Source organism: Intestinimonas butyriciproducens (genome assembly GCF_016901775.1).
GTDB lineage: Bacteria > Bacillota > Clostridia > Oscillospirales > Butyricicoccaceae > Pseudobutyricicoccus.
In genome coordinates this window covers 24595-48144 of sequence record NZ_JACJKW010000019.1, presented here as the reverse complement: position 1 = coordinate 48144, position 23550 = coordinate 24595, and the positions used below count along the sequence as shown (strand labels likewise).

Here is a 23550-nt window from a genome sequence, read left to right as displayed (position 1 = left end):
AGATCATCCCCGAAGGCTCTTCCCGTACCATCGCTCTGGAAGCCGGTGAAATCGACTTCATCGTGGAAGTGGAAGCCATGGACGCTGACCGTCTGAAGGAAAACAGCGACATCGAAGTGATCAGCTTTGAGCACACCAGCCACAACTGGCTGATGCTGAACAACGAAGTGCCCGGTCTGGATAATCAGGATGTGCGTCACGCCATCAACAGTGCCATCGACAAGGAAAGCGTTGTCACCGTTGCCTACAACGGTCTGGCCACTCCTTCCTGGACCGCTACTCCCAGCAACTTCCCCGGTACCACCGATGAAAACGCCGACACTTACGATGTGGAAAAGGCGAAGGAATATCTGGAAGCTTCCGGTGTGGATCCTGCTGATGTGCAGTTCTCCATCATCTGCTCCGACGATACCAAGAAGCGTGCGGCCGAAGTGATTCAGGCCAACCTGAAAGAAATCGACATCAACTGCGAGATCGAGAGCATGGACCTGGCTACATACCTGTCCGCTACAGCCGAAGGTGACTTCACCGCTTCCATCGGCGGCTACACCTCCAGCGACCTGCTTTCCTATGTGGTGGGCGTGTATCACAGCTCCTCCATCAACGCTTCCAACAAGACTCGTCTGAACGATCCTGAAGTGGATGCCCTGATCGATCAGGCCAAGACCACTCTGGACGAAACCGAAAGAGTCGCTCTGCTGGAACAGCTGTCTGCTCGTCTGAACCTGCTGTGCTCCCAGGCTCCTCTGTATCAGCCTCTGACTCTGAGAGCTTATGACGCCGATCTGGAAGGCGTGGAAGTCAGCGACAGCGGCACTCTTTATTTCGAAGATGTGTACTGGGCTGAATAAGAACGGCCAATCCAAATAGGTTTGAAAATCCCTGTGGGTTTATCCCGCAGGGATTTTTTTGTCTGCGCTGCGAAAAAAATCAGCCGAATCACTAAAAAAGCCCCATAAGATCAGGAAAAGATGGACATAATATCCAGAGGGTATGGAGGAAAAAAGAGAAAAAGTAGGAGATGTGGACAAATTCGATTTGCAAAAGTTGTGTAAAGTGCAAAGAACACACCATCAAAGCCTTGGGAAATCAGAGATTGCAAAAAGAGAAAAGAAGAGATATAATACTTCTGCAATAAAAAATAAATAAATAGTGAACTATTTAACAATAATTTTTTAATTATTTTGTTAAATTTTCGTTCAATTTCTTGATGGTTTGGAGAAACGAAACAAAAGCAATGTGCGATTCGGCAGGGGAATCCCTGTTGAAAATATTTTATGAGGTGAAAACACATGAGAAACAGAAAAGTTCGGCTGCTCAGCCTGCTTCTGGCCACAGTGATGATGCTGGGCCTGCTGGCTGGCTGCTCCAGCAACGGCGGCGACAAGAAGAGCGCCACCAAGGGCGGCGACAAGGACAGCATCGTCATCGCCACTTCTGGTGAGACTCCCTCTCTGTCTCCCACCGAGCACAATGCGGTGGCTGGTGACTACATGAACCAGCTGACTTACAGCATGCTCTTCCGTACCGATATGGATCTGAAGCCTCAGCCCCATCTGGTGGAGAGCTATGAAAATGTGGACGAGAGCACCTGGCGGTTCAAGATCAAGGAAGGCGTCAAGTTCCACAACGGCGACACCATGACTGCCGACGATGTGGTGGCTTCCCTCCAGTGGGCCCAGGGCTTTGCCGAAGTCAACCTGTACAACAAGAACTTCGTTTCCATCTCCAAGGTGGACGATCTGACTGTTGAAATCAAGACCGATGGCCCCGACGCCATGGTTCTGAGCAACCTGTGCCATCACGGCAACGCCATCGTTCCCAAGAAGCTCATCGACGAAGGCCACGACTTCAACGAAGATCCTGTGGGTTCCGGTCCCTACAAGCTGGTTGAGTGGAAGCGGGGCGACAGCCTGACTTTCGAAGCTTTTGACGATTACTTCCTGGGCGCTCCCAAGATCAAGAACATGACCTGGAAAATCATCCCCGAAGGCTCTTCCCGCACCATCGCTCTGGAAGCTGGCGAAGTGGACTTCGTGGTGGAAGTGGAAGCCATGGACGGCGACCGCCTGAAGGAAAACTCTGATCTGACTGTCATCGAGTACAACTCCACCAACCTGACCTGGCTGATGCTGAACAACGAGAAGCCCGGCCTGGACAACGAAGCTGTGCGTCACGCCATCAACGCCGCTATCGACAAGGACAGCGTTGTCACCGTTGCCTACAATGGCATGGCTACTCCCGCTGTGTCCCAGATGCCCATGAACTTTGAGGGCGCTACCGAAGAGAATGCCGACACCTATGATGTGAAAAAGGCCAAGGAATGGCTGGATCAGTCCGGTGTGGACCCTGCTTCTGTGCAGTTCTCCATCATCTGCTCTGATGACACCAAGAAGCGCGCTGCCGAGGTCATCCAGGCCAACCTGAAGGAAATCGGCATCAACTGCGAAATCGAGAGCATGGACCTGGCTACCTATCTGTCCGCTACCGCGGAAGGTGACTTCACCGCTTCCATCGGCGGCTATTCTTCCAGCGATCTGCTCAGCTATGTGGTGGGCGTGTATCACAGCTCCTCCATCAACGCTTCCAACAAGACCCGTCTGAACGATCCCGAAGTGGATGCTCTGATCGATCAGGCCAAGGTCACGATTGATGAAGCTGAGCGTGTGGCTATTCTGGAGCAGCTGTCTGCCAAGCTGAATGAGATCTGCTCTCAGGCTCCTCTGTGGCAGCCTCTGACCATGCGTGCCTTCAACGCCGGTCTCCAGGGTGTGGAAGTCAACGACGGCGGCTATCTCTATTTCGAAAATGTGTACTGGGCTGAATAATCGAGCCTGAACCTTTTTCAAAATCTGCCCCTTTCCGGGAAAAAACACCCCCGGAAAGGGGCTTTTTTTGCGCATTTTTACGGAAAATCAAGAAATTGAATAAAAATTTAAAAAATTGTGAAAAGAGACGAAAATAATTAAAATAGCATATTTTACTGGGGGAATATGCCTAGAAACCCTTTTGGGAAAAAAGAATGGAAATGGTAAAATGGGACAAAAAATATGTGACAAATCTGTGCAAACTGCAATAAAGAAAAGACGCTGTGAAGAAAAGGTAAAAAGTAATGCCGTTGCAAAAGAAAAAAACTGCGCATATAATAAGTCCGTCATAGATTGGCAATCAATAGAACACGATTTCATAACAAATAGCCCTGTTACAGGGAACAAGAGTTGGATTCGGCGGGGCCTGGCCCTGTTGAAAATATTTTATGAGGTGAATACCAATGAGAAACAGAAAAGTTCGGCTGCTCAGCCTGCTTCTGGCCACAGTGATGATGCTGGGCCTGCTGGCTGGCTGCTCCAGCGACGGAGGCAGCGGCAGCGGCTCCGGCGGTGGAAGCAATGGCGGCGACAAGGACAGCATTGTCATCGCCACTGCAAATGAGACTCCCTCCCTGTCTCCCACCGAGCATAACGCGGTGGCTGGCGACTACATGAACCAGCTGACTTACAGCATGCTCTTCCGTACCGATATGGACCTGAAGCCCCAGCCCCATCTGGTGGAGAGCTATGAAAATGTGGATGAGAGCACCTGGCACTTCAAGCTGAAGGAAGGCGTCAAGTTCCACAACGGCGACACCATGACCGCCGACGATGTGGTGGCTTCCCTCCAGTGGGCCCAGGGCTTTGCCGAAGTCAACCTGTACAACAAGAACTTCGTCTCCATCTCCAAGGTGGACGATCTGACCGTTGAGATCAAGACCGACGGCCCCGATGCCATGGTTCTGAGCAACCTGTGCCATCACGGCAACGCCATCGTTCCCAAGAAGCTCATCGACGAAGGCCATGACTTCAACGAAGATCCCATCGGCACCGGCCCCTACAAGCTGGTGGAGTGGAAGCGGGGCGACAGCCTGACTTTCGAAGCCTTTGAAGATTATTTCCTGGGCGCTCCCAAGATCAAGAACATGACCTGGAAGATCATCCCCGAAGGCTCGTCCCGCACCATTGCTCTGGAAGCCGGCGAAGTGGACCTTGTGGTGGAAGTGGAAGCCATGGACGGCGACCGCCTGAAGGAAAACAGCGACATCACCGTGCTGGAGTACAATGACACCAGCCTGAGCTGGCTGATGCTGAACAACGAAAAGCCCGGCCTGGACAACCAGGATGTGCGTCACGCCATCAACACCGCCATCGACAAGGAGAGCGTTGTCACCGTTGCCTACAACGGCATGGCGACTCCCGCTCTGTCCCAGATGCCCATGAACTTTGAGGGCGCTACCGAAGAGAACGCCGACACCTATGATGCGGAAAAGGCCAAGGAATGGCTGGACAAGTCCGGCGTGGATCCTGCCGATGTGCAGTTCTCCATCATCTGCTCCGACGACACCAAGAAGCGCGCAGCCGAAGTCATTCAGGCCAACCTGAAGGAAATCGGCATCAACTGTGAGATCGAGAGCATGGACCTGGCCACCTATCTGTCTGCCACTGCTGAGGGCGATTACTCCGCTTCCATCGGCGGCTATTCTTCCAGCAGCCTGCTCAGCTATGTGGTGGGCGTGTACCACAGCTCCTCCATCAACGCTTCCAATAAGACCCGTCTGAACAACCCCGAAGTGGATGCCCTCATCGATCAGGCCAAGGTGACCATCGACGAGACCCAGCAGGTTGCCATCATGGAGCAGCTGTCTGCCAAGCTGAATGAGATCTGCTCTCAGGCTCCTTTGTACCAGCCCCTGACCATGCGTGCCTTTAACGCCGGTCTCCAGGGTGTGGAAGTGAATGACAGCGGTTATCTCTATTTTGAGAATGTTTCCTGGGCTGAATAAGCAGCAGCTTTTGAAGGAAATTTAGACAAAATACCAAAAGACTCTCCGGAGAAAAGGTTCTCTGGAGAGTCTTTTTTCTTGCATATCCGGGAAAATGACAGGAATATCCTGTGCAAAATAGCCTAATTCAAAATATTATATTTCATTCAATATAGAATATGTTCTGAAAAAATGGGAAAGGGCAAAAAGAGTCTTGCAAAGGGGAAAAAGAGGGCCTATAATACGAAACAAGCTCCCCCGAACCCCTTCCAAAGGGCCCTTGGAGGGAGGGGAAAAGCAAAAAATATTTTGAAATTATGAGGTGATTCCCATGAACAAGACGAAACAGAGGATGCTGAGCCTGGTACTGATTATTGCGGCCCTGATCGGTATTATGGCAGCCTGTCAGAAACAGTCGGCCCAGACCACCAAGACGGAAGGCGGTCAGGCCGTGAACACAGCGGCTGGAGGCAAAGACAGCATCGTCATCGCCACCATGAGCGAAACACCCACTCTCAGCCCCTATTCCCACAACGCCACAGCCGGTTCCTATATGAACCTTTTGACATACAGCACCTTGTTTGCCACCGATATGGATCTCAACCCCCAGCCGGAGCTGGTGGAAAGCTATGAGAACGAAAGCGAGACCCGGTGGATATTTCATCTGAAACAGGGCGTCAAGTTCCATGACGGCAGCGTCATGACCGCCCAGGATGTAAAGGCCTCTTTGGATTACGCCAAAACCTTTGCCGAGGTCTCTCAGTTCAACAACATGATCGCCAGCGTGGAAGTGGTGGACGATTACACCGTTGCCCTTGAGACAAACGGCCCCTCCGCCGTATTGCTGACAAACCTTTGCTCTCACGGCAATGCCATCGTTCCCAAGAAGCTCATCGATGAAGGCCATGACTTCGGCGAAGACCCTGTGGGCACCGGTCCGTACAAGCTGGTGGAATGGAAGCGGGGCGACAGCCTGACCTTTGAAGCCTTTGACGAATATTTCGGCGGCGCTCCGGCCATCAAGAACATGACCTGGAAGATCATCCCCGAAGGTTCTTCCCGCACCATCGCCCTGGAAGCCGGTGAAGTGGACTTCATTGTGGAAGTGGAAGCCATGGACGCCGACCGCATCCAGGAAAATGAAAATCTGGAGCTGCTCAGCGTGGATTCCACCGCTCTCAACTGGATGGTGCTCAATAACGAAAAGCCCGGCCTTGACAATGAGAATGTGAGAAGAGCCATCAATGCCGCTATCAATAAGGAAAATGTCATCACTGTGGCCCTTAACGGACTGGGCGAGGTGGCCGAAGGCGAAGGCGCCTCCATGCTCACTGGTTACAGCGCAGAGAACACCGATTCCTACGATGTGGAAAAGGCCAAAGAATATATGGAAGAATCGGGAGTGAAGCCCTCTTCTGTGGAAATGAGCATCGTTTGTTCCAATGACACCAAGAAGCGGGCCGCCGAAGTGATCCAGGCCGATTTGAAAGAGATCGGCATCCAGGCCGAGATCGAAAGCATGGATCTGGCCACTTACCTGAGCGCCACGGTGGAAGGGGACTTTACCGCAGCCATTGGCGGCTATACTGCCACCGACCTGATCACCCATGTGCAGGGTGTGTTCCACAGCAATTCCATCGGCGGTTCCAATCAGGCCCGGTTCAGCGATCCCGAAGTGGATGCTCTCATCGATCAGGCATCCGCCACAGTGGACGAAACTGCACGGAATGAGCTGCTTCAGCAGATCATGGCCAAAGTCAACCAGGCTTGTCCCAATATCCCCCTCTATACTGCAACCAGCCTGCGGGCCTATGCCAAGGGCCTGGAAGGAGTGGAGGTCAATGCCGGCGGCACCATGCGCTTTGAAAAGTGCAGCTGGGCCGACTGAAAGCCGTAAATCCTTTTATCCTCATATTGTTTTCACTGATGGAAAGCCGTCCGGGAGTCGCTGCCCGGACGGCTTTCTTCGCTGTACGGCAGAAAAAAGGATGGCAAAAAATCAACAAAAAGGACTTTGTGGAAAAATCGTCAAATATGCCAAAAGATTGAAAAGGGGAATAAACGAAGAGGGAAAAATAGATAAAACCAGGGTTTGATAAATGCTTAACAAAGTGAGAAAATCGTCGATATGCTGCAAAAAGGATGGTGAAATTTAGGCATATTTTAAAATAGTGTTTTTAAATTATTGCGAAAGTATGAAAAAATTCATTGCATTTTGTTACATGCCAGGCTATAATGCATATAGTCCGGAGACCGGTTCTCTGGGAGCGGGCTGAAACTTGCTTACACATTGCGGCGCCGCCGCTTCTCATAACCCCTCATAAAAGCCAAAAGCCAGGGATGAAAATCCCTGGCTTTTGTGCGTCCTGAAAATGCATCAGGCCTTTTTGAAATAAAAAAGATGAAATATACAAAAAGTAAAAGAAAAAAGCCGTTTTCTTTTTGAGGGCTCCATGGTACAATCGAAAAGAAAAGAGGTGGTGAAGGATGAAAAAGCATCCATGGAGCCTGCTGGACAGGCGGGCCATATCCAATTTGCTGGTGGCCGTGCTGGCCATCTCCTTTTATCTGGCCGTGGCCAATCTCACTTCCATCCGGGCGCATCTGAGCAATGTCCTGGACATCCTGTCTCCCTTTCTGGCGGGGTTTGCCATTGCTTTTCTTCTCAACGCCCCTGTGGAGTTTTTTCGGCAGAAAGTCTATGGCCGGCTGCGGGGGAGCAAAGCCTTGGCCATTTTAACGGTATATTTGCTGGCCACGGCGGTGCTGGCCGTGCTGGTGCAGCTGGTACTGCCCCAGGTGATCCGTTCGGTGGAGCTGTTTGTCTATAATGTTCCCTATTACCTGGGCAATCTCAACGACCTGTCCCAGGAGGTGATATCCCGCCTTCATCTGGATAGCCGGGTGGTGGGCAGCCTGGTGGATACCTATGACGATCTGGTGCGCCAGGCCGGGGATACCCTGTACCGCCGTCTGCCCGATCTGTTTAACCTGGGCGTGGCCCTTGGAAGCGGGGTGATCTCCGGTTTTACCGCCCTTATCGCTTCGATCTATATGCTGTACAGCAAGGAGAACCTGATCCGCCTGATGAAGCGGCTGGTCTATGCCTTCGTGTCCACGGGCAAAGCCCGGGTCTTTTTAAGCTATTGCCGCAAAAGCAACCAGATTTTTTCTGCTTTTATCAATGGGAAGATCATTGACAGTGCCATCATCGGCATGCTGTGCTTCTTTCTCTCCTGTCTGCTGAAGATCCCATTTGCCATTTTGGTCAGCGTCATTGTGGGTGTGACCAATATCATCCCCTTTTTTGGACCTATTGTGGGAGCGGTACCCTGTCTGATGATCCTGCTCATTGTGGAGCCTTTCAGCGCCCTGCGGTTTGTTGTTCTCATTGTGGCCTTGCAGCAGTTTGACGGCAATATTCTGGGGCCCAAGATCCTGGGGGACAGCACCGGCCTTTCGCCGCTGTTGGTGCTGGTGGCCATCGTAGCCGGCGGCGGACTGTTTGGCTTTTTGGGCATGGTACTGGGGGTGCCTACCTGTGCGGTGCTCTATTCCATTCTCCGGGATGTAACCGCCCACAAGCTGCGGCAGCGAGGTGTGGATGAAAAGGGCAACCCCCTTCTTCCTGCGTCAGAAGAAAAGGAGCAATAAGTTCAAAGGAATCTGTTCAAAGGGAAACCCACAAGGATGACGGGACCTTGGCTGTCTCCCTTGTGGGTTTTGTGAAAATAGATTTATCAGTCCAGTTTGGTATCCAGGATTTTGTATAGGATAAAAAGCAGGGCGATGCTTCCCACAGCAAGCAGCAGATGGATGGAAGCGATGGGATGAGAGAGGAAAACATTGGCTCCCATGCACAATAACATGGCGAAAAACAAAAGAAGAAAGAAAAGGAATGCTTCTTTTTTCTTTGGTCCTGTATCTGTGCGAAAGGCATTTTTGCAAATGGCCTGGACCAGAGCAGTGGAAAGAGCGAGAATCAGCAGGCCGCTGATCAGGTTGCCTGCGGTCAGTGTTGCATAAGGCCATGTGCTCGGTTTGATCAGTTGCTGGATGCACTGGAAGAAAAGCCAAAGGGCCAGCAGCATACCGGTCAGAAGGAAAAGATCTCTGCAAAAGGAAAGAACGCGGGCACGGCCTGTTGGTTTGGGGATCTCTGCAATAACAGCATCACAGAACAGACGATAATCTTCGCCGATGACTTCTTTGATGTGAGCTCCCCGGTGTTCGCCGTCCAGAATCATTCCGGTTATATCCCGGCGCACTTTTTCCTGATCATATGGGCTGATATTGGCTGCGCGAATGTACACTACCATATTGGTCAGAGCCTCTTTGTTTTCCGGATTTTGGATGCGCTTTTCCAGAGCATTGTTTTCATTCAGCAGTTGTCTGGTTCTCTTGCTCATTTTCGGTCCCTCCCTGAATATCCCGGATCAAAGTGCCTATGGCTTTGGAAAGCTCCTGGTAGCTGCTGAAAAAGTCGGTCAGGGCCTGCTGGCCCTGGGGTGTCAGTGCATAGTATTTTCGCCTGGGCCCCAGGTCGGAGGCTTGGTATGTGGCGTGGGCCCATTTGTTTTTTTCCAAACGAAGCAGCAGGGGATAGATGGTGCCTTCTGTGATTTTTCCAAATCCATAGGCCATGAGCTGCTGGGATATTTCATATCCGTAGGTTTTCTTCTTGCTGATGATGGCCAGGATACAGCCTTCCAGCGTACCCTTCAGCATTTGCGATGGGATCAAGAGCACACCTCTTTCTTTTGCTATATGGTAAAACAAAGTAGCTGGGTATATTGTATTGCAATATACTAGGCTTTGTCAAGAGGAACCTGTGGCAGGGGAAAAGGAAATGCCGCTTTTTTCTGCCGTTTTGAAAGGAAAGCGCAGGGAAAAGCAAACATTCACTTGAAGCGGCGGGGGATGTGATGTATAATCGTATCACTATCAGAGGAATGGACGGGGAATAGGAAGAAAAATGGCCCCCGGCAGAGGACCTTTTCAGGAAGGTAGGAGGGGTATCAATGGAGCCAATGGGATTGCAGGAAACCATGGAACAGATCCTGCTGGAATTGCGGCAGAACCGGCTGATGCTGGAGCAGCTGGAGGAAACTCAGCAGAATCACACCAAAATGCTTCAGGAGCATTATCAGCTGTTGAAGGAGCAGGATGAGGATCTGCTCAAGATCAAGGTGCGGCTGGAAAATGATTTGTGTCCCAAGCTGGATATGCTGTTTGAGGGTCAGGTGAATCTGGCCGAACAGCGGGACCGGGATCAGCGGGAAATCCGCCGCCGGATCCGGGAAGTGGAGGACAAAAACACCATTCTCACTGTTCAGGTGGAAGAACTATTGAAAGCATGATCAAACCGCCCGGCTGCATGCCGGGCCTTTTTCATAGAAAAACTTGCGCCACAGGCCCATGTCCTGATACTTATATTATATAATAAGGAGAAAAGCGGATGCAGATCATCATATCCCCGGCGAAAAAGATGGGGGATGAACTGGATAGTCTGGCCCCCCGCTCCCAGCCGGTGTTCAGGCAGAAGGCCGGGCAGCTGGCGGAGTGGCTGAAGAGCCTTTCCTACGAGGAGCTGAAAGAACGCCTTTCCTGTTCGGAAGGCATTGCACGGCAGAACTATGAACGGTATCAGAAAATGGATCTGGAGAAAAACCTCAGCCCGGCCATCCTGTCTTATGAGGGGATCCAGTATCAGTATATGGCTCCGGGGGTGTTTACCTATCAGGAGTTTGATTACCTTCAGCAGCACCTGGCCATTTTGTCCGGGCTGTATGGCCTGCTGCGGCCTTTTGACGGAGTGCGTCCCTATCGGCTGGAGATGGGGGCCAAACTGAAAGCCCCTTTTGCGGAAAACCTCTATGATTTCTGGGGCGACTGTCTGGCCCGGGAGCTGACGAAGGAAGATGGGGTAGTGGTGAACCTTTCTTCCTGGGAATATGGCAAGGCGGTGGTGCGTCATCTGGGAGCAGAGACCCGTTGCATCACGCCGGTGTTCGGGCAGCTGATCGGGGGCAAAGTGGTGGAAAAAGGGGTCTATGTAAAGATGGCCCGGGGAGAAATGGTTCGTTTTCTGGCAGAGCGCCAGGGGAAGGAACCCCAGGTGATGCAGGAATTTGACGCCTTGGGCTATCGGTACGATCCCCAACGATCCGATGAAAAAACCTATGTGTTTTTGAAGCCCTGAGGGGCAGGAAAAACAAAAAAGGCCCGTCCTCAGGTCAAGAGGACGGGCCTTGATGCAGTTGTATAGATTGGGCTTTCTATCTGGTCACAGCGGCTTTCAGACGGAGAAGATCGGCATCGTCTGGATGATGCAAGGCCCGATCAAAATTTTCCAGCATGGCGGTGCGCCGGGGGCTGTCTTCCATTCCCTCATAGCGCTCCCGTACGCTTTGGGGCATCTTGCCCTGGCACATATAGGAGCCGATGCATTGGGCCCCTTCCGGAAGAAGGGCTTGCACTCTTTCCAGTATCTGAGCAAAATAGGTATCGTTCCCGCCAAAACCGGCGGTGCCGAACAAAAACACCTGCTGACAGGTCAGACTTTGGAGAAACTGGGCGGCAGCAGCATCGCAGGTTCCTTTGTCGGTCCAGAACCCTACATAGATGATGTCAGCAGCCAAAGCCCGGGCATCGGGCGCTCCGTAATAAAGGCATCCCGTCTGGGGAAGGGTTTCCTTCAGGGCCTGGGCCAGAAGAGCGGTGTTGCCGGTATGGCTGCTGTAAACGATAGCATAGGACATGGTGTATCTCCTCCTCTTGCAGGATCCGGAAGACCCCGTTTTGTGATTTTATCGAGTATACTCCGGACAAGGCATAAAATCAAGATGGAGAAAATGAACGATCTGCAAAAAGTGGGGAAATGCAAAAAGGACACGCTTTAGCGTGTCCTTTTTGTGGTGCGGATGAAGGGACTTGAACCCCCACGAAGTTGCCCCCACTAGCACCTGAAGCTAGCGCGTCTGCCGATTCCGCCACATCCGCATCTTTCGTTGTCGTTGTTCTCTCGCTGAGAACATTGTCTATTATACCAGCGTTCTGGGAAAAGTCAATAGGTTTTTTAAAGTTTTTTAAAAAAATCTGAAAAAAGATGGGGGAGAGAAAAACTACGAAAAAAGTATATTTTTTTACATAAAAATGATTGACAAACGCAACATTTAAAAGTATACTAAATGCGTAAACAAAAGCGGTGGTGAGAACATGAAAATCACGAGAGAGGCCGATTATGCGGTGCGCGTGGTATACACCATCATGCAGCAGGGCGGCAAGATCAGTGCCAGGGAGATTTCGGAAAACTCCGGCGTCACCCAGCGCTTTGCCCTGAAGATCCTGCATAAGCTCACAGCCGCCGGCATTGTGCAGTCCTATAAAGGGGTCAATGGCGGCTTTGCCCTGGGCAGAGCGCCGGAGGAAATCTCCATCGGGGAGATCATCGAGGTGATCGACGGCCCCTTCGAGATCGCCCAATGCCTGTGCGAGGACTTTGACTGCACCCGGGTCCAGGACAAAAGAGTCTGCCAATTCCGTCAGATCTTCGATCGGGCGAGCCGGAATCTGCATGATGAGCTCCACGCCATCAAAATGAGTCAATTTCAGTGAGAATGAGTTGAAAATTCAAAAAGTACAGGAGGAAAAGGAAAATGAAAAAGTTTGTTTGCTCTGTTTGCGGTTATGTACACGAAGGGGATTCCGCCCCTGATTTTTGCCCCCAGTGCAAGGCTCCCAAGGAGAAGTTCGTGGAGCAGGGCGCTGAGATGAGCTGGGCTGCCGAGCATGTGGTAGGCGTGGCCCAGGGCGCTCCTGAGGATATCATGGAGGATCTGCGCGCCAACTTCACCGGCGAGTGCACCGAGGTTGGTATGTATCTGGCTATGGCCCGTGTTGCTCACCGGGAGGGCTATCCTGAGATCGGCCTGTACTGGGAGAAGGCTGCTTACGAAGAGGCTGAGCATGCTGCCAAGTTCGCCGAGCTGCTGGGCGAAGTGGTGACCAACTCCACCAAGAAGAACCTGGAGATGCGTGTGGAGGCCGAGAACGGCGCTACCGCTGGCAAGACCGACCTGGCCAAGCGCGCCAAGGCTCTGAACCTGGACGCCATCCACGACACCGTCCATGAGATGGCCCGCGACGAGGCCCGTCACGGCAAGGCTTTCGCTGGCCTGCTGAAGCGCTACTTCGGTTAATCAAAACCACAGAAATGAGTACTTTTCGAGAGGGAATCGGGAAACCGGTTCCCTCTCTTTCTGCCCTCATGGTGTCCCAAGGGTGTCCCGCCGCCGGTTGACCGTGTTCTAATTCAAGAAAAAGTGTCCCGTGTAAAAGGTGTCCCTAAATCAACAAGTTGCACAAAGGATTGTGCGTTTCCGCTGGGCCATTACAGGCCCATTTCTTTGACCCGTCTGTAAAAGGTGTTCGGCTTCAAGCCCACCTCCTGCATGGCGGCGGTGGCCGTTATCTCCCCGGTCCTCCACCGCTTGCAAGCGTCCTTGAATTGGGCTTTGTCCACCTCCAAGGGCTTGCGGCCTTTGTACTTGCCTGCGTCCTTGGCGATTGCGATTCCCTCCCGTTGCCGCTCCAAGATGTTCTCCCGTTCCAGTTCCGCCAGAGCGCCGAACACCGTCAGCATGAAACGGCCTTGCGGGGTAGTGGTGTCGATGTTCTCTTTCAGACTGACAAACTCCACCTGTTTCTCCGTCAGTTCCGACACAATGGAGAGAAGATCGCGGGTGTTGCGGGCGATACGGGAAATGCTCTCCACAATCACCATGTCACCGGCCCGGACAAAGCCCATCATTTCCTTAAACGCCTTGCGGTCTGTGTTCTTGCCGCTCGCCTTGTCGATGAACAGTTTTTCGACCTTCTGTTCCTCCATCATTTTCAGTTGCCGCGCTTCGTTCTGTTCGATGGCGGAACACCGCACATACCCAACCCGCATTGTCTCACGCCCTTTCGCTTTGTCTGATAGTAGGATACCACAAAAGCAAAAGTATGTCAATAGGATATTAAATATTTTTGAAATATTTCAAATATGAGAAAGTAACTTGTATGACACACAAAATCACGGTGTTTCAATATGTCACTGGGGTATACCCTATTGAAAAGGCGGCACAAACAAACATGCCGCCTTTTTAGCAATTCATGTACTTGGTTTTATAACCGTTTAGAGGCCGACCATCATCGAAATTAAGAAGTACAGAAGGACACCTCCCACACCTGCAATAATCAGAAGTGCAATAAAGTATACGCCAAAGGCTTTTGCCCGCGCTTTATTAGCATTAGCCGCTACGGAGCACGATTTTACAACGGGATGACCGTTTTCAATCGTTATGTCTGCGGCAAAGTCATTCCGAATCATCGCTCCATATCCATTTTGAGAATCTACATATCCCGTAATATGATACCCTCTTGTTTCGTCGCCAACAATAGTTATCATATCAACGGGAAATTGCGCCGATGCTGGGCTTTTTAACTGCGCGCAAATCGCAGTTTTTACAGCCTTTAAGATTTCCTCATTTCCTTGAGTATCAGCATATACAGTTCCTTCATTAGCCGTCGATTGTGTAAACGCTCTGCGCTGACAACCGGCTAACAATTTGCTGATATGCTCGCAGAGTTCATTTTTATTACTGATTCCAAAAAATTTAATTGTTTTTGTGGATGTTGTTATAACAATAGAATCAAATGAGCCTGTACTCACTGTGCTAATAGAAACAACTGGAATATCAACGTGTTTCCCAAAGACAGCACAACCATATACTCTTGAGCTTGTAATGGAGATAGAGCACTTTGCTATTGCAAAGTATAAGATAGCAAACAAGATGACAAGAATCACACCAATGACCATGATGACAGTAAAGATAGGAGTTGTTGCACGAGCGGCGGCGTTTCCTATCGTAGAATCCAAAAGATTAAAAAGCAGGAAATACAATATAAAACCACCAACACCCATAAGCAAGCCTATTATGATACCTACTTTTGCGGATTTTTTCCCTTTATCGCTTTTTCCACTCATGATGACCTTCTCATCCATGTTCACTTGCCTCCTTCCCGCACGACCTCCTAAAAGGTGTGCTTAACAATCGGGGGTGTCCCCTTCATTTTGATGTACCTTGCAACCGTGGAGCCGCTCCGCCCGATCTGACGGCCTACCTTCGCATAGTTGCCAAGCTGGGCATATAAGCGGTGCATTTCCACGATTTCCGCCGGGGTCACTCTTGACCCGGCCATTACTTCACGACCTTATCTTCTGCCCGGAGCATGGTTTCCTTCATGGCCTTTTCAAACTGGTCGCGGACATATTCCTCCGCCGTCCATTTCTTATCAGAGCCGCCCTCTGCAAGAATCTTGTTCATCTTGTCGAGGTGAGTAATGCTTTCATAAACCAACAAGGGGATAAAAACGGACTTGGTGATTTCCACCTCGAATACCAGGGCCGATACGAGAAAACCGATGAAGTCGACTTTGTTGATCTGTGTATGGCCGGGTAAGGTCGTGTCATATTGTGCAAGATGGATCTCTCCAACATATACAGAATGTCGCTGGCATCCGTTGATATCAAAGGCATAATAGAACGAAACAGATGCAAAGATGGCAAATGCAAGGATGAGACGGAACAGCACCGCCTTTTTAAGGCTGGTAGGTTTCCCGTTCGCAAGGATGATTTCTTCCATATCATGTTCCTCCACCGTTTTTTGCTGCACTCCGCCGCCTTACGGCAGCAGGGCAACGGGGTCCAGGGGATCCGGCTCTTTCTCTTCCTGCTCTTTTTCCAGCTGGGCGGGGGCATATTGCTTTTTGTAGGTGCGGGTGATGGTTTTCTCCTGGCCCTGCTGGTTTACCGACACCTCTTTGACGCAGTTGCCGTTTTCATCATAGGAATAGGTGGTTTTGCTCTCCCCTTCGCTGTCGGCGTAGGTATTTTCCAGCATATTCCCCTTTTCGTCATAGGTGTATTGTCTCAGGGAGGTGCTGCCATTCGCCCGGGAGGTTTCCTTTTTCACACAGTTGCCCTTTTCGTCATAGGCGTACTGAATGAGCAGGGCAGCGGTGTCTGATTTGTAGGCGTATTCGTTATAGGCGTAGGACACCTGGATGCACCGGCCTTCTTCGTCATAGGAATAGGAAATGGTCATTTCCCAGGCCCGCTCCTTCCAGTCCTCGTCCGGCTCTTCCAGCAGCCAGTCCGAGCGGCTGTACTGGCTTTCTTCCGCCAGACGGCCACTGTCATCGTAACGGTAAAGGGTCAGATAAGTGTCCTTGTCCCCATCATCCAGATCCTGCACCAGCTCCCGATATTCCACCAGACGGCCTTCTTCGTCATAGGTGTAGGTGGTCTCGTATTCTTCCTCCAGATAGTAGACAGTGCCCGTTTCCCGGATGCGGCGGCCTGCACTGTCATATTCCCAGGTGATGTGCTGGCTGTCTCCCTCATCGTCCACCTCGGTTTCCTCGATCTGGTTGCCCGCTGCATCATAGCGGTAGTCGGTCTGGGAAAAGCTTCCTGCGTTCCCCTTTCTGTAAATGCGGGTCTGGTTTCCCTCTTTGTCGTAAGTGTAGGTGTTTTTCTGGCCGTCGCCGAAGTCGATCTCCGTTATCCGGCCTTCTCCATCATAGGAGTAGGAGAGAGAAGACTTTTCTCCCTCATAGCCCACTGTGGTTTCCTGGGTGAGCACCCAGGCCGAGCCAGCCTTCCGCTGGACGATTTTCTGGGGCAGGATCACCGCCGCAGCCCCGGCGCATACCAGCACAAGGGCGCCCAGGGCGATGAGCCCGGCCTTTTTCCGCTTTTTCGCTTTTTTGGCTTCTGCGGCCTGCTTTTCCTCTTTCTGCTGAGCTTCCTGAGCCAGGCGTCTGTCCCGGCTGGTTTTCAGCGCTCCAAGGTCCAGAGAGAAAAGGGCGGCCTTTTCCTTGCCGCAAAGGTGGCAGGTGTTTTCCCCCTCTTCATTCCAGGCTCCGCAGACGCAGCGCCACAGGGGGCCGTCCTCACGGGGGAAAAAGGCGGCACCGGGGAAGCGGGAGCGGTATTCCTTGCAAAGCTCGGTGTCCCCCAGGGCCTGCTCCAAAGTCTGCTGTTCCGGCAGGCTCTCCCAGGGCTGGCCCTCTGCTTCCCAGATGCTGTTGTCCGAAAAGATCACCTGACGCACCTGGGCGGAAAAGCCCCGGGTGTTGGCGTCGGGGAAGGGGATGGGCTCTTTCTGCCCGAACTCGCTGTCCCGGGGAGCGCTGAGATCCAGGTACTGGTGCTCCACCGGCTCTCCCAGGGGCAGGCCACGGGTATCCAGGGCCTGGAGGGAGACCGTCAGTGCCTTGATGGGCTTTGCCCCCAGGTTCTTGTATTTCACCTGGGCCAGAACCTGGCCGGTGACATTGTCTTTCAGAAGGGCCCCTGCCATGATGAGCAGGGGGGCCTTTGGGGTATGCAGATTCCCCGGCAGGGAAAACAGCCTTGTATAGCGTTCACTCATGGTTCTTCCTCCTTTGTTTCCCAAAATACCAAAGCACATCGGCACACATCAGGGCCGCAATCAGGACAATGGGGACGATCAGGGGGTTGGAGCCATAGGCCCCGGCAAAATCCCCCTGCAAAAGCCGGTCCACCGCTCCACGCAGGCCGCAGGCGAAACAGTGTTCTCCGGTGACGCTGCACCGGAAGTCCAGGGGCAGCACCCATTGCACCAGGATGCCGTTGAGCAGGAAAGCGGCATAGAGGGCAAAGCGAACCTGACGGAAAACGCTTTTATTCACGGATGTTCGCCGCCTGGAGCAGCTTGCCTCCGGCGATCAGCCCCAGAATGGCAGGGACGAACAGAATCAGCCCGATGCCGCAGAAGAGCAGCACGATGGCCTGGGGGAAGATAACGCCCAGAGCCACAGCGGGGAGCAGCCACAGGGCCATAAAGAGGAAGACAAGGCCCTTCTTGTTTTTCTTGGCTCCCCGGGCGGCGAAAAAGCCCATCACCATGGCCACAAGGGAGATGGATTGCCAGAGAATCAAACCCTTCAGCAGGTTTTCGTTGCTTTCCCGCCGCTCCGCTTCCTTTGCCGCCCACTCCGCCATTTTTTCGTCCGGGGTGACGATCTTGGCGGTGTCATAGCCTAAAAATTCTCCCAACAGGTCGTGCTCGATGGTGTAGCTGCCGTCCGGGGGATCCTCTCCGTGCTGGACGCCTGTCAGAAAAAGGACTGCGCAGGCCACAAGGCTGAGAAGGAAGGCCAGCACATTGAGCACCATGGCCGAAGTGATGCGGGAGTGCTTTTTTTCAGCCAGGAGCCGGGAAGCGGAGTCCCCGGGCTGGCCGGAGGCAGCGCCGGCCGAAGCAGCCCCTGCCGGGGCGCCGCAGTTGGGGCAGAAGGCGGCATGGTCTTCCATCTGGCCGCCGCATTTGGAACAGAATTTCATGGAAACGGTTCTCCTTTCTGCATTGTAAAACGGCCAGAGCCGGCTGCACCGGGAAAGGGGTTTCCCGGGAGCCGGCTCTGGATAACACAGGGGTTATTTTTTGGAATAAGTCACTTCCAGGCCATCGTCGGGATGATAACTCCAGGCCACTTTGTATTTGTCATTTTCTTCGGTCTGGCGTCCCATGAGAGCGTTGGTCTTCAGCATCTGGTCATACAGGCCGCTGTCGAAGCCCAGGGCGGTGTTGGCGTGCTTAATGGCCTTCAGCACCTTTTTCTGTGTGCTGCTCTGCAGCAGGGCGGCCACATCGGGATCCATATTGGCATAGTGATCCGGGGAGGTGTCCAGGCTGAAGGAGGTTTTGCCGTCGCCGGTGACCATGCCGGCGATGTCCAGGCATTCGTCCCTCACCTGCTCCAGTTCCGATTTGTAGAGCAGGGCGAAGGAGGCCACGGCGGCCACCACTAACACGGCAGCTACCGACCCGGCGATGATCTTTTTCTTCTTGCTCCAGGCTTTGATGGTATCCAGGAAGGATTTCTTCCCGGCGGCCGGGGCGGCTTCTCCCGTGGGCATCACTTCGCTCTCGCCCTCCAGAGGGGGCAGGGATTCGGAGGACAGCAGATCCTCGGGAGGGACATCCAGAGGGGCCGGGGCAGAGAATGTGGGCTCCGGCTGGGCCGGGGAAGTGGGGCAAGGGGTGCCGCATTTGGGGCAGAAAGCGGCGTCGTCAGCCAGTTGGGCTCCGCATTTGGAACAGAATTTCATATTGTTTCTCCTCTCTTTATCCGCCTGTGGCGGTAATTGATCTGTTTTTGTTTCTCTCTGTTTACTTGATTTCGCAGGAGACAGCCTTCCCGGTGGAGTTATTGATCTTGACGGTATAGGTGCGGTAGGGAGTGCCGGAATCGTCCCGCCAGCCGGTGGTCAGCTTGCCGTATTTGTCATACAGGGTGACGCTGCCATAGACATAGGTGAAATTCCCCTGTTTTTCCTGCTTGTTGATATCGTAGCGGCAGCTGTCCGGGTCGGCGGTGTCATACTTGGAGCCGATCTCATCCCGCAGGGCGGTGGCCACCTGCATCTTGGTGATATCAGCAGAACCGCCGGAGGAAGCCGAGCCGGAAGAAGCTGCTCCGGCAGAGGGGGAATAGCCGGAGGACGAGGGCTGGTAGGAATCATTGGACCCGCCCAGAGCGATGACCAGAACCACCGCTGCTACCACTGTGGCGGCGATACCACAGAGGAGGCCTTTTTGCTTTGGCTTCATCTGTTTCCATTTTGCCCCAAAGCCTTTGCCGCTCTGGGCAGGGCCGGTTGGGGCAGCCGGGATAGAAGGCATCGGCCGGGGAGCGCTGGCCTGGGGAACAGAGGGCTGGCTGGGAGCGGAAGCGGCGCCGCATTTGGCGCAGTAAATATCGTCATCCGCCATGGGCGAGCCGCATTTGGTACAGTATTTCATGGGAAAAACCTCTCTTTCCGTGGGAAAATAGGATGATTATTCTTCCATCAAAAGGAAGCCCAGGTCCATCATTTCATTCTGCAGATTCTTCATCTGCCGGTCGTCGTCGTAGAGGAAAAGATGGAAGGAAATTTCAAATCCGCCATCTGCCAGAAAATCCCTGGCGCCGGTGCCGTCCAGAACCTCATTGGCTATGCCCATGATTTCATCATCGGTAAATTGGCTTTGATCTGCCAGCAGTCCCAGGGTCACAGAAGAGCCTTCCAGGGAGAATGCCACGGTGGTGCCGGGAGCATAGTCTTCCATCTCTCCGGAGAAATCATGGAGGGCATCCCGGACAAAGTCCTCATCGGATGCAGCGGCGCTGCCGGAACTTCCGGAAGCTGAGCCGGAATCATCGGAAGGGGCAGAAGTGCCGGAGTCATCGGCAGCAGCCGAGCTGGAATCATCAGAAGGAGCAGAAGTGCCGGAATCATCAGAAGCGGCAGACTGGGTGCCGCCGCCAGAGCCGGAAGAGCCGGAAGAAGCGGGCTTTCCCCGGTTGGCAAAGAAGACGCCGACGCCCACCAGCACCACCAGCAGGGCGGCGATGCCGGGGATGAGCCACTGGGGCCGATTGCCTTTGGAAGGAGCCTGAGCCGGGGCAGAAGCGGCGGCCTGAGAAGCGGCGGCCTGTTGGGCGGCCATGGCCTGCTGCTCCCGGGCCAGCCGGGCATCCCGGCTGGCTTTCAGCTGCTCCAGATCCAGGGCTTTCAGCTGGTCCAGATTTTTGCCGCAGGCGTGGCAGTTGGCTTCGCTCTCCATGTTCCAGGCCCCGCAGGTGCACCGCCACAGCCCCTTGTCCTCCTGGGGCATGATGCGGCAGTTGGCGCCGTAGAGGATCTGGTATTCTTTGCAAAGTTCCTTGTCCCCCAGGGCTGTTTCCAAGGCCTGGAACGGGGGCATGGGGGTCCAGGAACTTTGTTCCTGGTTCCACAGGGTGCCGTCGGCAAAGACCACCTGGTATACCTCCACACGGAAGGCCCGGGTGATGGCATTGGGGAAGGCCACCGGTTCTTTTTGACCAAACTCCCCGTCACGGGCGGCATTCAGATCCAGGTACTGGTGTTCCAGGGGCTGGTCCAGGTCGATGCCGGTGAGGTCCTGGGGGAAAAAGCGCACCTTCAGGCCCCGGATGGGTTTTGTTCCCACATTCTTGAATTTCATCAGGGCCAGGATGCCGCCGGCCTGGTTGTCTTTCAGAAGGGCACCGGCCAGGATCATCACCGGCGAGCCGGGCTGATACAGGTTTTCCGGCAGGGAAAACAGTCGGGCATAGCGTTCGCTCATGGAAGATCACTCTCCTTTGGAATTGGATGTTTTGAAGATATGGAATGTAAAATAATAGAGCAGAAAGACTGCGATCAGAAATAGCAAAGTCATTACCAGCAGAAGGTCCGGAGCGCCGGCCCTGGCTCCCATGGGAAAGGCCGGCACATACAGAAGGAAAAGCCCGCAGCAGAAGGACAACCCTGCATCAAGCCCCATGAGTTTTCGGGAGAAGCCGGGCAGAGCACCGCAGATCAGCCAAAGGACCCCGGTGATCAGGGCAAACACAAGGCTGCAAAACAGCTGGGTATAGGCGGCGTTGCAGTTCCGGTTCCGGATAAAGGCCCCTCGTTCACCAGAAAAATCCCAAGGGGAAACAGGACCATCAGAACACCCACAAAGAGGGAAAAAGCCCGGGCTTTCCGCTGGGGACCGATGATTTGCTTTTGCCGGAGTTGAACGCGGGTTCGCGTTTCCCCCGGATCGGCAGAAAACAAGGCCTGAGCGGATGCTCCGCAGCCGTGACAGTGCTCGTCGCCTTGCCTGTTCCAGGCGCCGCAGGCGCAGCGCCAGAAGGGCCGTCTTTTTGAGGGAGGTAGGAGGCGCCGGGGAAGCGGGCCCGGTATTCCTTGCAAAGGGCTTCATCCCCCAGGGCTTTTTCCAAAGTCACCTGGGGCGGGATGCTCTCCCAGGCTTCGCCGCCGGTTTCCCACAGGGTCCCATCGGAAAAGATCACCTGGGTGACCCTGGGCTGGAAACGCCGTGCAGTCAGGTGGGAAAAAACAATGGCTTCTTTCTGGCCAAATTCACCATCACGAGGGATGCCCAGATCCAGATACTGATGTTCCGCCGGCTGTCCCAGGGGCAGGCCCGGGGTGTCCAGCGCCTGAGGGAAACGGTCAGCGCCTGGATGGGCTTTGCCTGCACATTTTTCAGCTTCAGCTGAGCCAGAATTTCCCCGGTTTCATTGTCTTTCAAAAGGGCCCCGGCCAGGATGGCCGCCGGTGCGCTGTGAGAGCAAAGACACCCCGGCAGAGCAAACAGCCGGGTATAGCGCTGGCTCATGGCAGATCACGCTCCTTTTTGGATAAGGTTCTCAGTCGATGACGGGATTTTCGAAGTTTATAAAGCCCAGATCATCCATGGAGATGCCTACTTCTTCACACAGTTCACTCAGGCGCAGAATGGAAAAATGCATGAGGGAGGTGCAGCTTTTGGTAAGGGGCTGGGTGTATTCCGGCGCTTCCGCCCCGGTCTCCGCTTCCTCTACGCTGCTGGGAGTCACATCCATATTGGCGTGGTAGTCGGCTATGTCCACGCTGCCACGCAGGATGTAACTGGTCTTGGAACCACTATTGGAGGTGACCTCCACAGTGGGCATGAAGCTGATAAATCCTTCTTCCCAATTATAGAACAGGGTGACCTCCATATTGGAATCGACGGGCCACTGGGCGTGGAACCACAGCAGATCATTATCCTCTTCATCTGCCAGGAAGAAATACTTGACCCCGGAGTCCATGGTTTTTTCATAGACATAACAATCTTCATAGTAGATGGGGAAGGCGGGGAAATCCACCCGGTCCCGGATCTCTCCCTCTTCCCGGATGAAGTTACAGAGAGTGTCCACCGGACTGGCCGCCGTGGCTGTGCCGGAATTGCCGGAATCGCCGGAAGCGGCCGATTGGGTGTCATCGCCACCGGCAGCCGAGCCGGAATCATCGGAAGCGGCGGACTGGGTGCCGCCGCCGGAGGCGGAAGAGCCGGAAGAAGCAGGCTTTCCCCGGTTGACAAAGAAGACGCCGCCCCCGATCAGCACCACCAGCAACGCAGCGATGCCGGGGATGAGCCACTGGGGCCGGTTGCCTTTGGAAGGCGCAGCCGGTGCAGCCTGGGAAGCGGCGGCCTGCTGGGCGGCCATGGCCTGCTGTTCCCGGGCCAGCCGGGCGTCCCGGCTGGCCTTCAGCTGTTCCAGATCAAAACCTTTCAGCTGATCCAGATTTTTGCCGCAGGCATGGCAGCTTTCTTCCTCCTGCCGGTTCCAGGCGCCGCAGGCGCATTGCCACAGTCCCGCCTCTTCCCGGGGAAACACCCGGCAGTTGGCGCCATATTGGATCTGGTATTCTTTGCAAAGCTCTTGATCCCGCAGCACACTTTCCAGGGGGCGGCTGGGGGACAAAACCTCCCAGGCTCCTTCCGCCGGGCCCCACAGGCTGCCGTCGGTAAATACCACCTGGGTGATGGCTCCGCGGAAAGCCCGGGTGGTGGGATCGGGGAAAGGAATTGGCTCCTTTTGGCCGAATTCCCCATCCCGGGCGGCATGGAGATCCAGATACGGATGCTCCACCGGCTGGCCGTTTTCCATCCCGGCGGAATCCAGGGGAGTGACAGAGACCTTCACGGCCTTGACGGACTTTGTGCCTACATTTTTCAGTTTCAGCTGTGCCAGCACCCTTCCCGTTTGATTGTCTTTCAGCAAAGCTCCGGCCAGGATGATCAGCGGGGAGCCTTGGGCATACAGGGAACCGGGAAGCGTAAACAGCCGGGTATAGCGTTCACTCATGGTACATC

The 23550-nt window shown here is 53.7% G+C and carries 25 protein-coding genes and 1 tRNA gene; 9 read left to right on the top strand and 17 right to left on the bottom strand.

Features of this window, described 5'->3' with window-relative positions; genetic code table 11:
• From H6A25_RS10470 to H6A25_RS10450, 5 genes are all read left to right on the top strand, one after another.
• Positions 1 to 851, top strand: an 851-nt coding sequence (locus tag H6A25_RS10470; RefSeq protein WP_204752072.1) for an ABC transporter substrate-binding protein, incomplete at its 5' end; no start/stop codon positions are given.
• Between the two features lie 441 nt (positions 852 to 1292).
• Positions 1293 to 2828, top strand: coding sequence for an ABC transporter substrate-binding protein (locus H6A25_RS10465; RefSeq protein ID WP_204752071.1), 1536 nt, complete (start codon positions 1293 to 1295; stop codon positions 2826 to 2828).
• 443 nt (positions 2829 to 3271) lie between these two features.
• Positions 3272 to 4816 carry an ABC transporter substrate-binding protein gene (locus tag H6A25_RS10460; protein WP_204752070.1) on the top strand — a complete coding sequence of 515 codons (1545 nt, stop codon included), beginning with the start codon at positions 3272 to 3274 and terminating at the stop codon, positions 4814 to 4816.
• A gap of 310 nt (positions 4817 to 5126) precedes the next feature.
• Positions 5127 to 6683 carry an ABC transporter substrate-binding protein gene (locus H6A25_RS10455; protein ID WP_204752069.1) on the top strand — a complete coding sequence of 519 codons (1557 nt, stop codon included), beginning with the start codon at positions 5127 to 5129 and terminating at the stop codon, positions 6681 to 6683.
• A gap of 599 nt (positions 6684 to 7282) precedes the next feature.
• Complete coding sequence (locus tag H6A25_RS10450; protein ID WP_204752068.1) at positions 7283 to 8449, top strand: AI-2E family transporter; 1167 nt, start codon at positions 7283 to 7285, stop codon at positions 8447 to 8449.
• A gap of 86 nt (positions 8450 to 8535) precedes the next feature.
• Here the strand turns inward: H6A25_RS10450 and H6A25_RS10445 are convergent, their stop codons facing one another.
• Both H6A25_RS10445 and H6A25_RS10440 read right to left on the bottom strand, forming a co-directional pair.
• Entirely contained in the window at positions 8536 to 9204 is a 669-nt protein-coding gene (locus H6A25_RS10445) for a hypothetical protein (RefSeq protein WP_204752067.1), read from the bottom strand.
• The gene (locus H6A25_RS10440; RefSeq protein WP_204752066.1) at positions 9173 to 9538 is read right to left on the bottom strand and encodes a PadR family transcriptional regulator; all 366 of its coding nucleotides are present in this window, start codon (positions 9536 to 9538) and stop codon (positions 9173 to 9175) included. Before H6A25_RS10440 ends, H6A25_RS10445 begins: the two co-directional genes overlap by 32 nt.
• A gap of 278 nt (positions 9539 to 9816) precedes the next feature.
• Between H6A25_RS10440 and H6A25_RS10435 the strand changes: the two genes are divergently transcribed.
• Positions 9817 to 10155: a hypothetical protein gene (locus H6A25_RS10435; protein WP_204752065.1), complete on the top strand. Its 339-nt coding sequence runs from the start codon at positions 9817 to 9819 to the stop codon at positions 10153 to 10155.
• A gap of 98 nt (positions 10156 to 10253) precedes the next feature.
• On the top strand, positions 10254 to 10997 hold the full coding sequence (yaaA, locus tag H6A25_RS10430) for a peroxide stress protein YaaA (RefSeq protein ID WP_204752064.1): 744 nt from the start codon (positions 10254 to 10256) through the stop codon (positions 10995 to 10997).
• 76 nt (positions 10998 to 11073) lie between these two features.
• Here yaaA and bilS read toward each other — a convergent pair whose 3' ends face one another.
• Together bilS and H6A25_RS10420 are read right to left on the bottom strand one after the other, a co-directional pair.
• Entirely contained in the window at positions 11074 to 11556 is a 483-nt protein-coding gene (gene bilS, locus H6A25_RS10425) for a flavodoxin family protein BilS (protein ID WP_204752063.1), read from the bottom strand.
• A 154-nt stretch (positions 11557 to 11710) separates the two neighbouring features.
• Positions 11711 to 11797 (bottom strand) — tRNA-Leu (locus H6A25_RS10420).
• Positions 11798 to 12013: 216 nt separating this feature from the next.
• On the opposite strand from H6A25_RS10420, the gene H6A25_RS10415 reads away from it, so the two are divergent.
• Both H6A25_RS10415 and H6A25_RS10410 read left to right on the top strand, forming a co-directional pair.
• Positions 12014 to 12412, top strand: coding sequence for an RrF2 family transcriptional regulator (locus tag H6A25_RS10415; RefSeq protein WP_204752062.1), 399 nt, complete (start codon positions 12014 to 12016; stop codon positions 12410 to 12412).
• A gap of 41 nt (positions 12413 to 12453) precedes the next feature.
• Positions 12454 to 12996, top strand: a complete 543-nt coding sequence (locus H6A25_RS10410) for an NADH peroxidase (RefSeq protein WP_204752061.1) — start codon at positions 12454 to 12456, stop codon at positions 12994 to 12996.
• 191 nt (positions 12997 to 13187) lie between these two features.
• On the opposite strand, the gene H6A25_RS10405 is transcribed toward H6A25_RS10410, so the two are convergent.
• The 13 genes from H6A25_RS10405 to H6A25_RS10345 form a co-directional block, all read right to left on the bottom strand.
• Complete coding sequence (locus tag H6A25_RS10405; protein ID WP_204752060.1) at positions 13188 to 13748, bottom strand: recombinase family protein; 561 nt, start codon at positions 13746 to 13748, stop codon at positions 13188 to 13190.
• A 225-nt stretch (positions 13749 to 13973) separates the two neighbouring features.
• Positions 13974 to 14843: a hypothetical protein gene (locus H6A25_RS10400; RefSeq protein ID WP_204752059.1), complete on the bottom strand. Its 870-nt coding sequence runs from the start codon at positions 14841 to 14843 to the stop codon at positions 13974 to 13976.
• Positions 14844 to 15039: 196 nt separating this feature from the next.
• Positions 15040 to 15483: a hypothetical protein gene (locus H6A25_RS10395; protein WP_204752058.1), complete on the bottom strand. Its 444-nt coding sequence runs from the start codon at positions 15481 to 15483 to the stop codon at positions 15040 to 15042.
• Positions 15484 to 15522: 39 nt separating this feature from the next.
• Positions 15523 to 17277 (bottom strand): RHS repeat domain-containing protein, encoded by a 1755-nt coding sequence (locus tag H6A25_RS10390; protein WP_204752057.1) that lies wholly within the window; start codon positions 17275 to 17277, stop codon positions 15523 to 15525.
• The gene (locus tag H6A25_RS12975; RefSeq protein WP_204752056.1) at positions 17270 to 17557 is read right to left on the bottom strand and encodes a DUF2752 domain-containing protein; all 288 of its coding nucleotides are present in this window, start codon (positions 17555 to 17557) and stop codon (positions 17270 to 17272) included. Before H6A25_RS12975 ends, H6A25_RS10390 begins: the two co-directional genes overlap by 8 nt.
• Positions 17550 to 18212: a zinc-ribbon domain-containing protein gene (locus H6A25_RS10380; RefSeq protein WP_204752055.1), complete on the bottom strand. Its 663-nt coding sequence runs from the start codon at positions 18210 to 18212 to the stop codon at positions 17550 to 17552. Before H6A25_RS10380 ends, H6A25_RS12975 begins: the two co-directional genes overlap by 8 nt.
• 93 nt (positions 18213 to 18305) lie before the next feature.
• Positions 18306 to 18980 carry a zinc ribbon domain-containing protein gene (locus H6A25_RS10375; protein WP_204752054.1) on the bottom strand — a complete coding sequence of 225 codons (675 nt, stop codon included), beginning with the start codon at positions 18978 to 18980 and terminating at the stop codon, positions 18306 to 18308.
• A 61-nt stretch (positions 18981 to 19041) separates the two neighbouring features.
• Complete coding sequence (locus H6A25_RS10370) at positions 19042 to 19674, bottom strand: zinc ribbon domain-containing protein (protein ID WP_204752053.1); 633 nt, start codon at positions 19672 to 19674, stop codon at positions 19042 to 19044.
• Positions 19675 to 19710: 36 nt separating this feature from the next.
• The gene (locus H6A25_RS10365) at positions 19711 to 21003 is read right to left on the bottom strand and encodes a hypothetical protein (protein ID WP_204752052.1); all 1293 of its coding nucleotides are present in this window, start codon (positions 21001 to 21003) and stop codon (positions 19711 to 19713) included.
• A gap of 6 nt (positions 21004 to 21009) precedes the next feature.
• Positions 21010 to 21270, bottom strand: coding sequence for a hypothetical protein (locus tag H6A25_RS10360; protein ID WP_204752051.1), 261 nt, complete (start codon positions 21268 to 21270; stop codon positions 21010 to 21012).
• Between the two features lie 97 nt (positions 21271 to 21367).
• Positions 21368 to 21718: a hypothetical protein gene (locus tag H6A25_RS10355; protein WP_204752050.1), complete on the bottom strand. Its 351-nt coding sequence runs from the start codon at positions 21716 to 21718 to the stop codon at positions 21368 to 21370.
• A 32-nt stretch (positions 21719 to 21750) separates the two neighbouring features.
• Positions 21751 to 22047 (bottom strand): hypothetical protein, encoded by a 297-nt coding sequence (locus H6A25_RS10350; protein WP_204752049.1) that lies wholly within the window; start codon positions 22045 to 22047, stop codon positions 21751 to 21753.
• Between the two features lie 31 nt (positions 22048 to 22078).
• Positions 22079 to 23542: a hypothetical protein gene (locus H6A25_RS10345; protein ID WP_204752048.1), complete on the bottom strand. Its 1464-nt coding sequence runs from the start codon at positions 23540 to 23542 to the stop codon at positions 22079 to 22081.
• Positions 23543 to 23550: the final 8 nt, after the last annotated feature.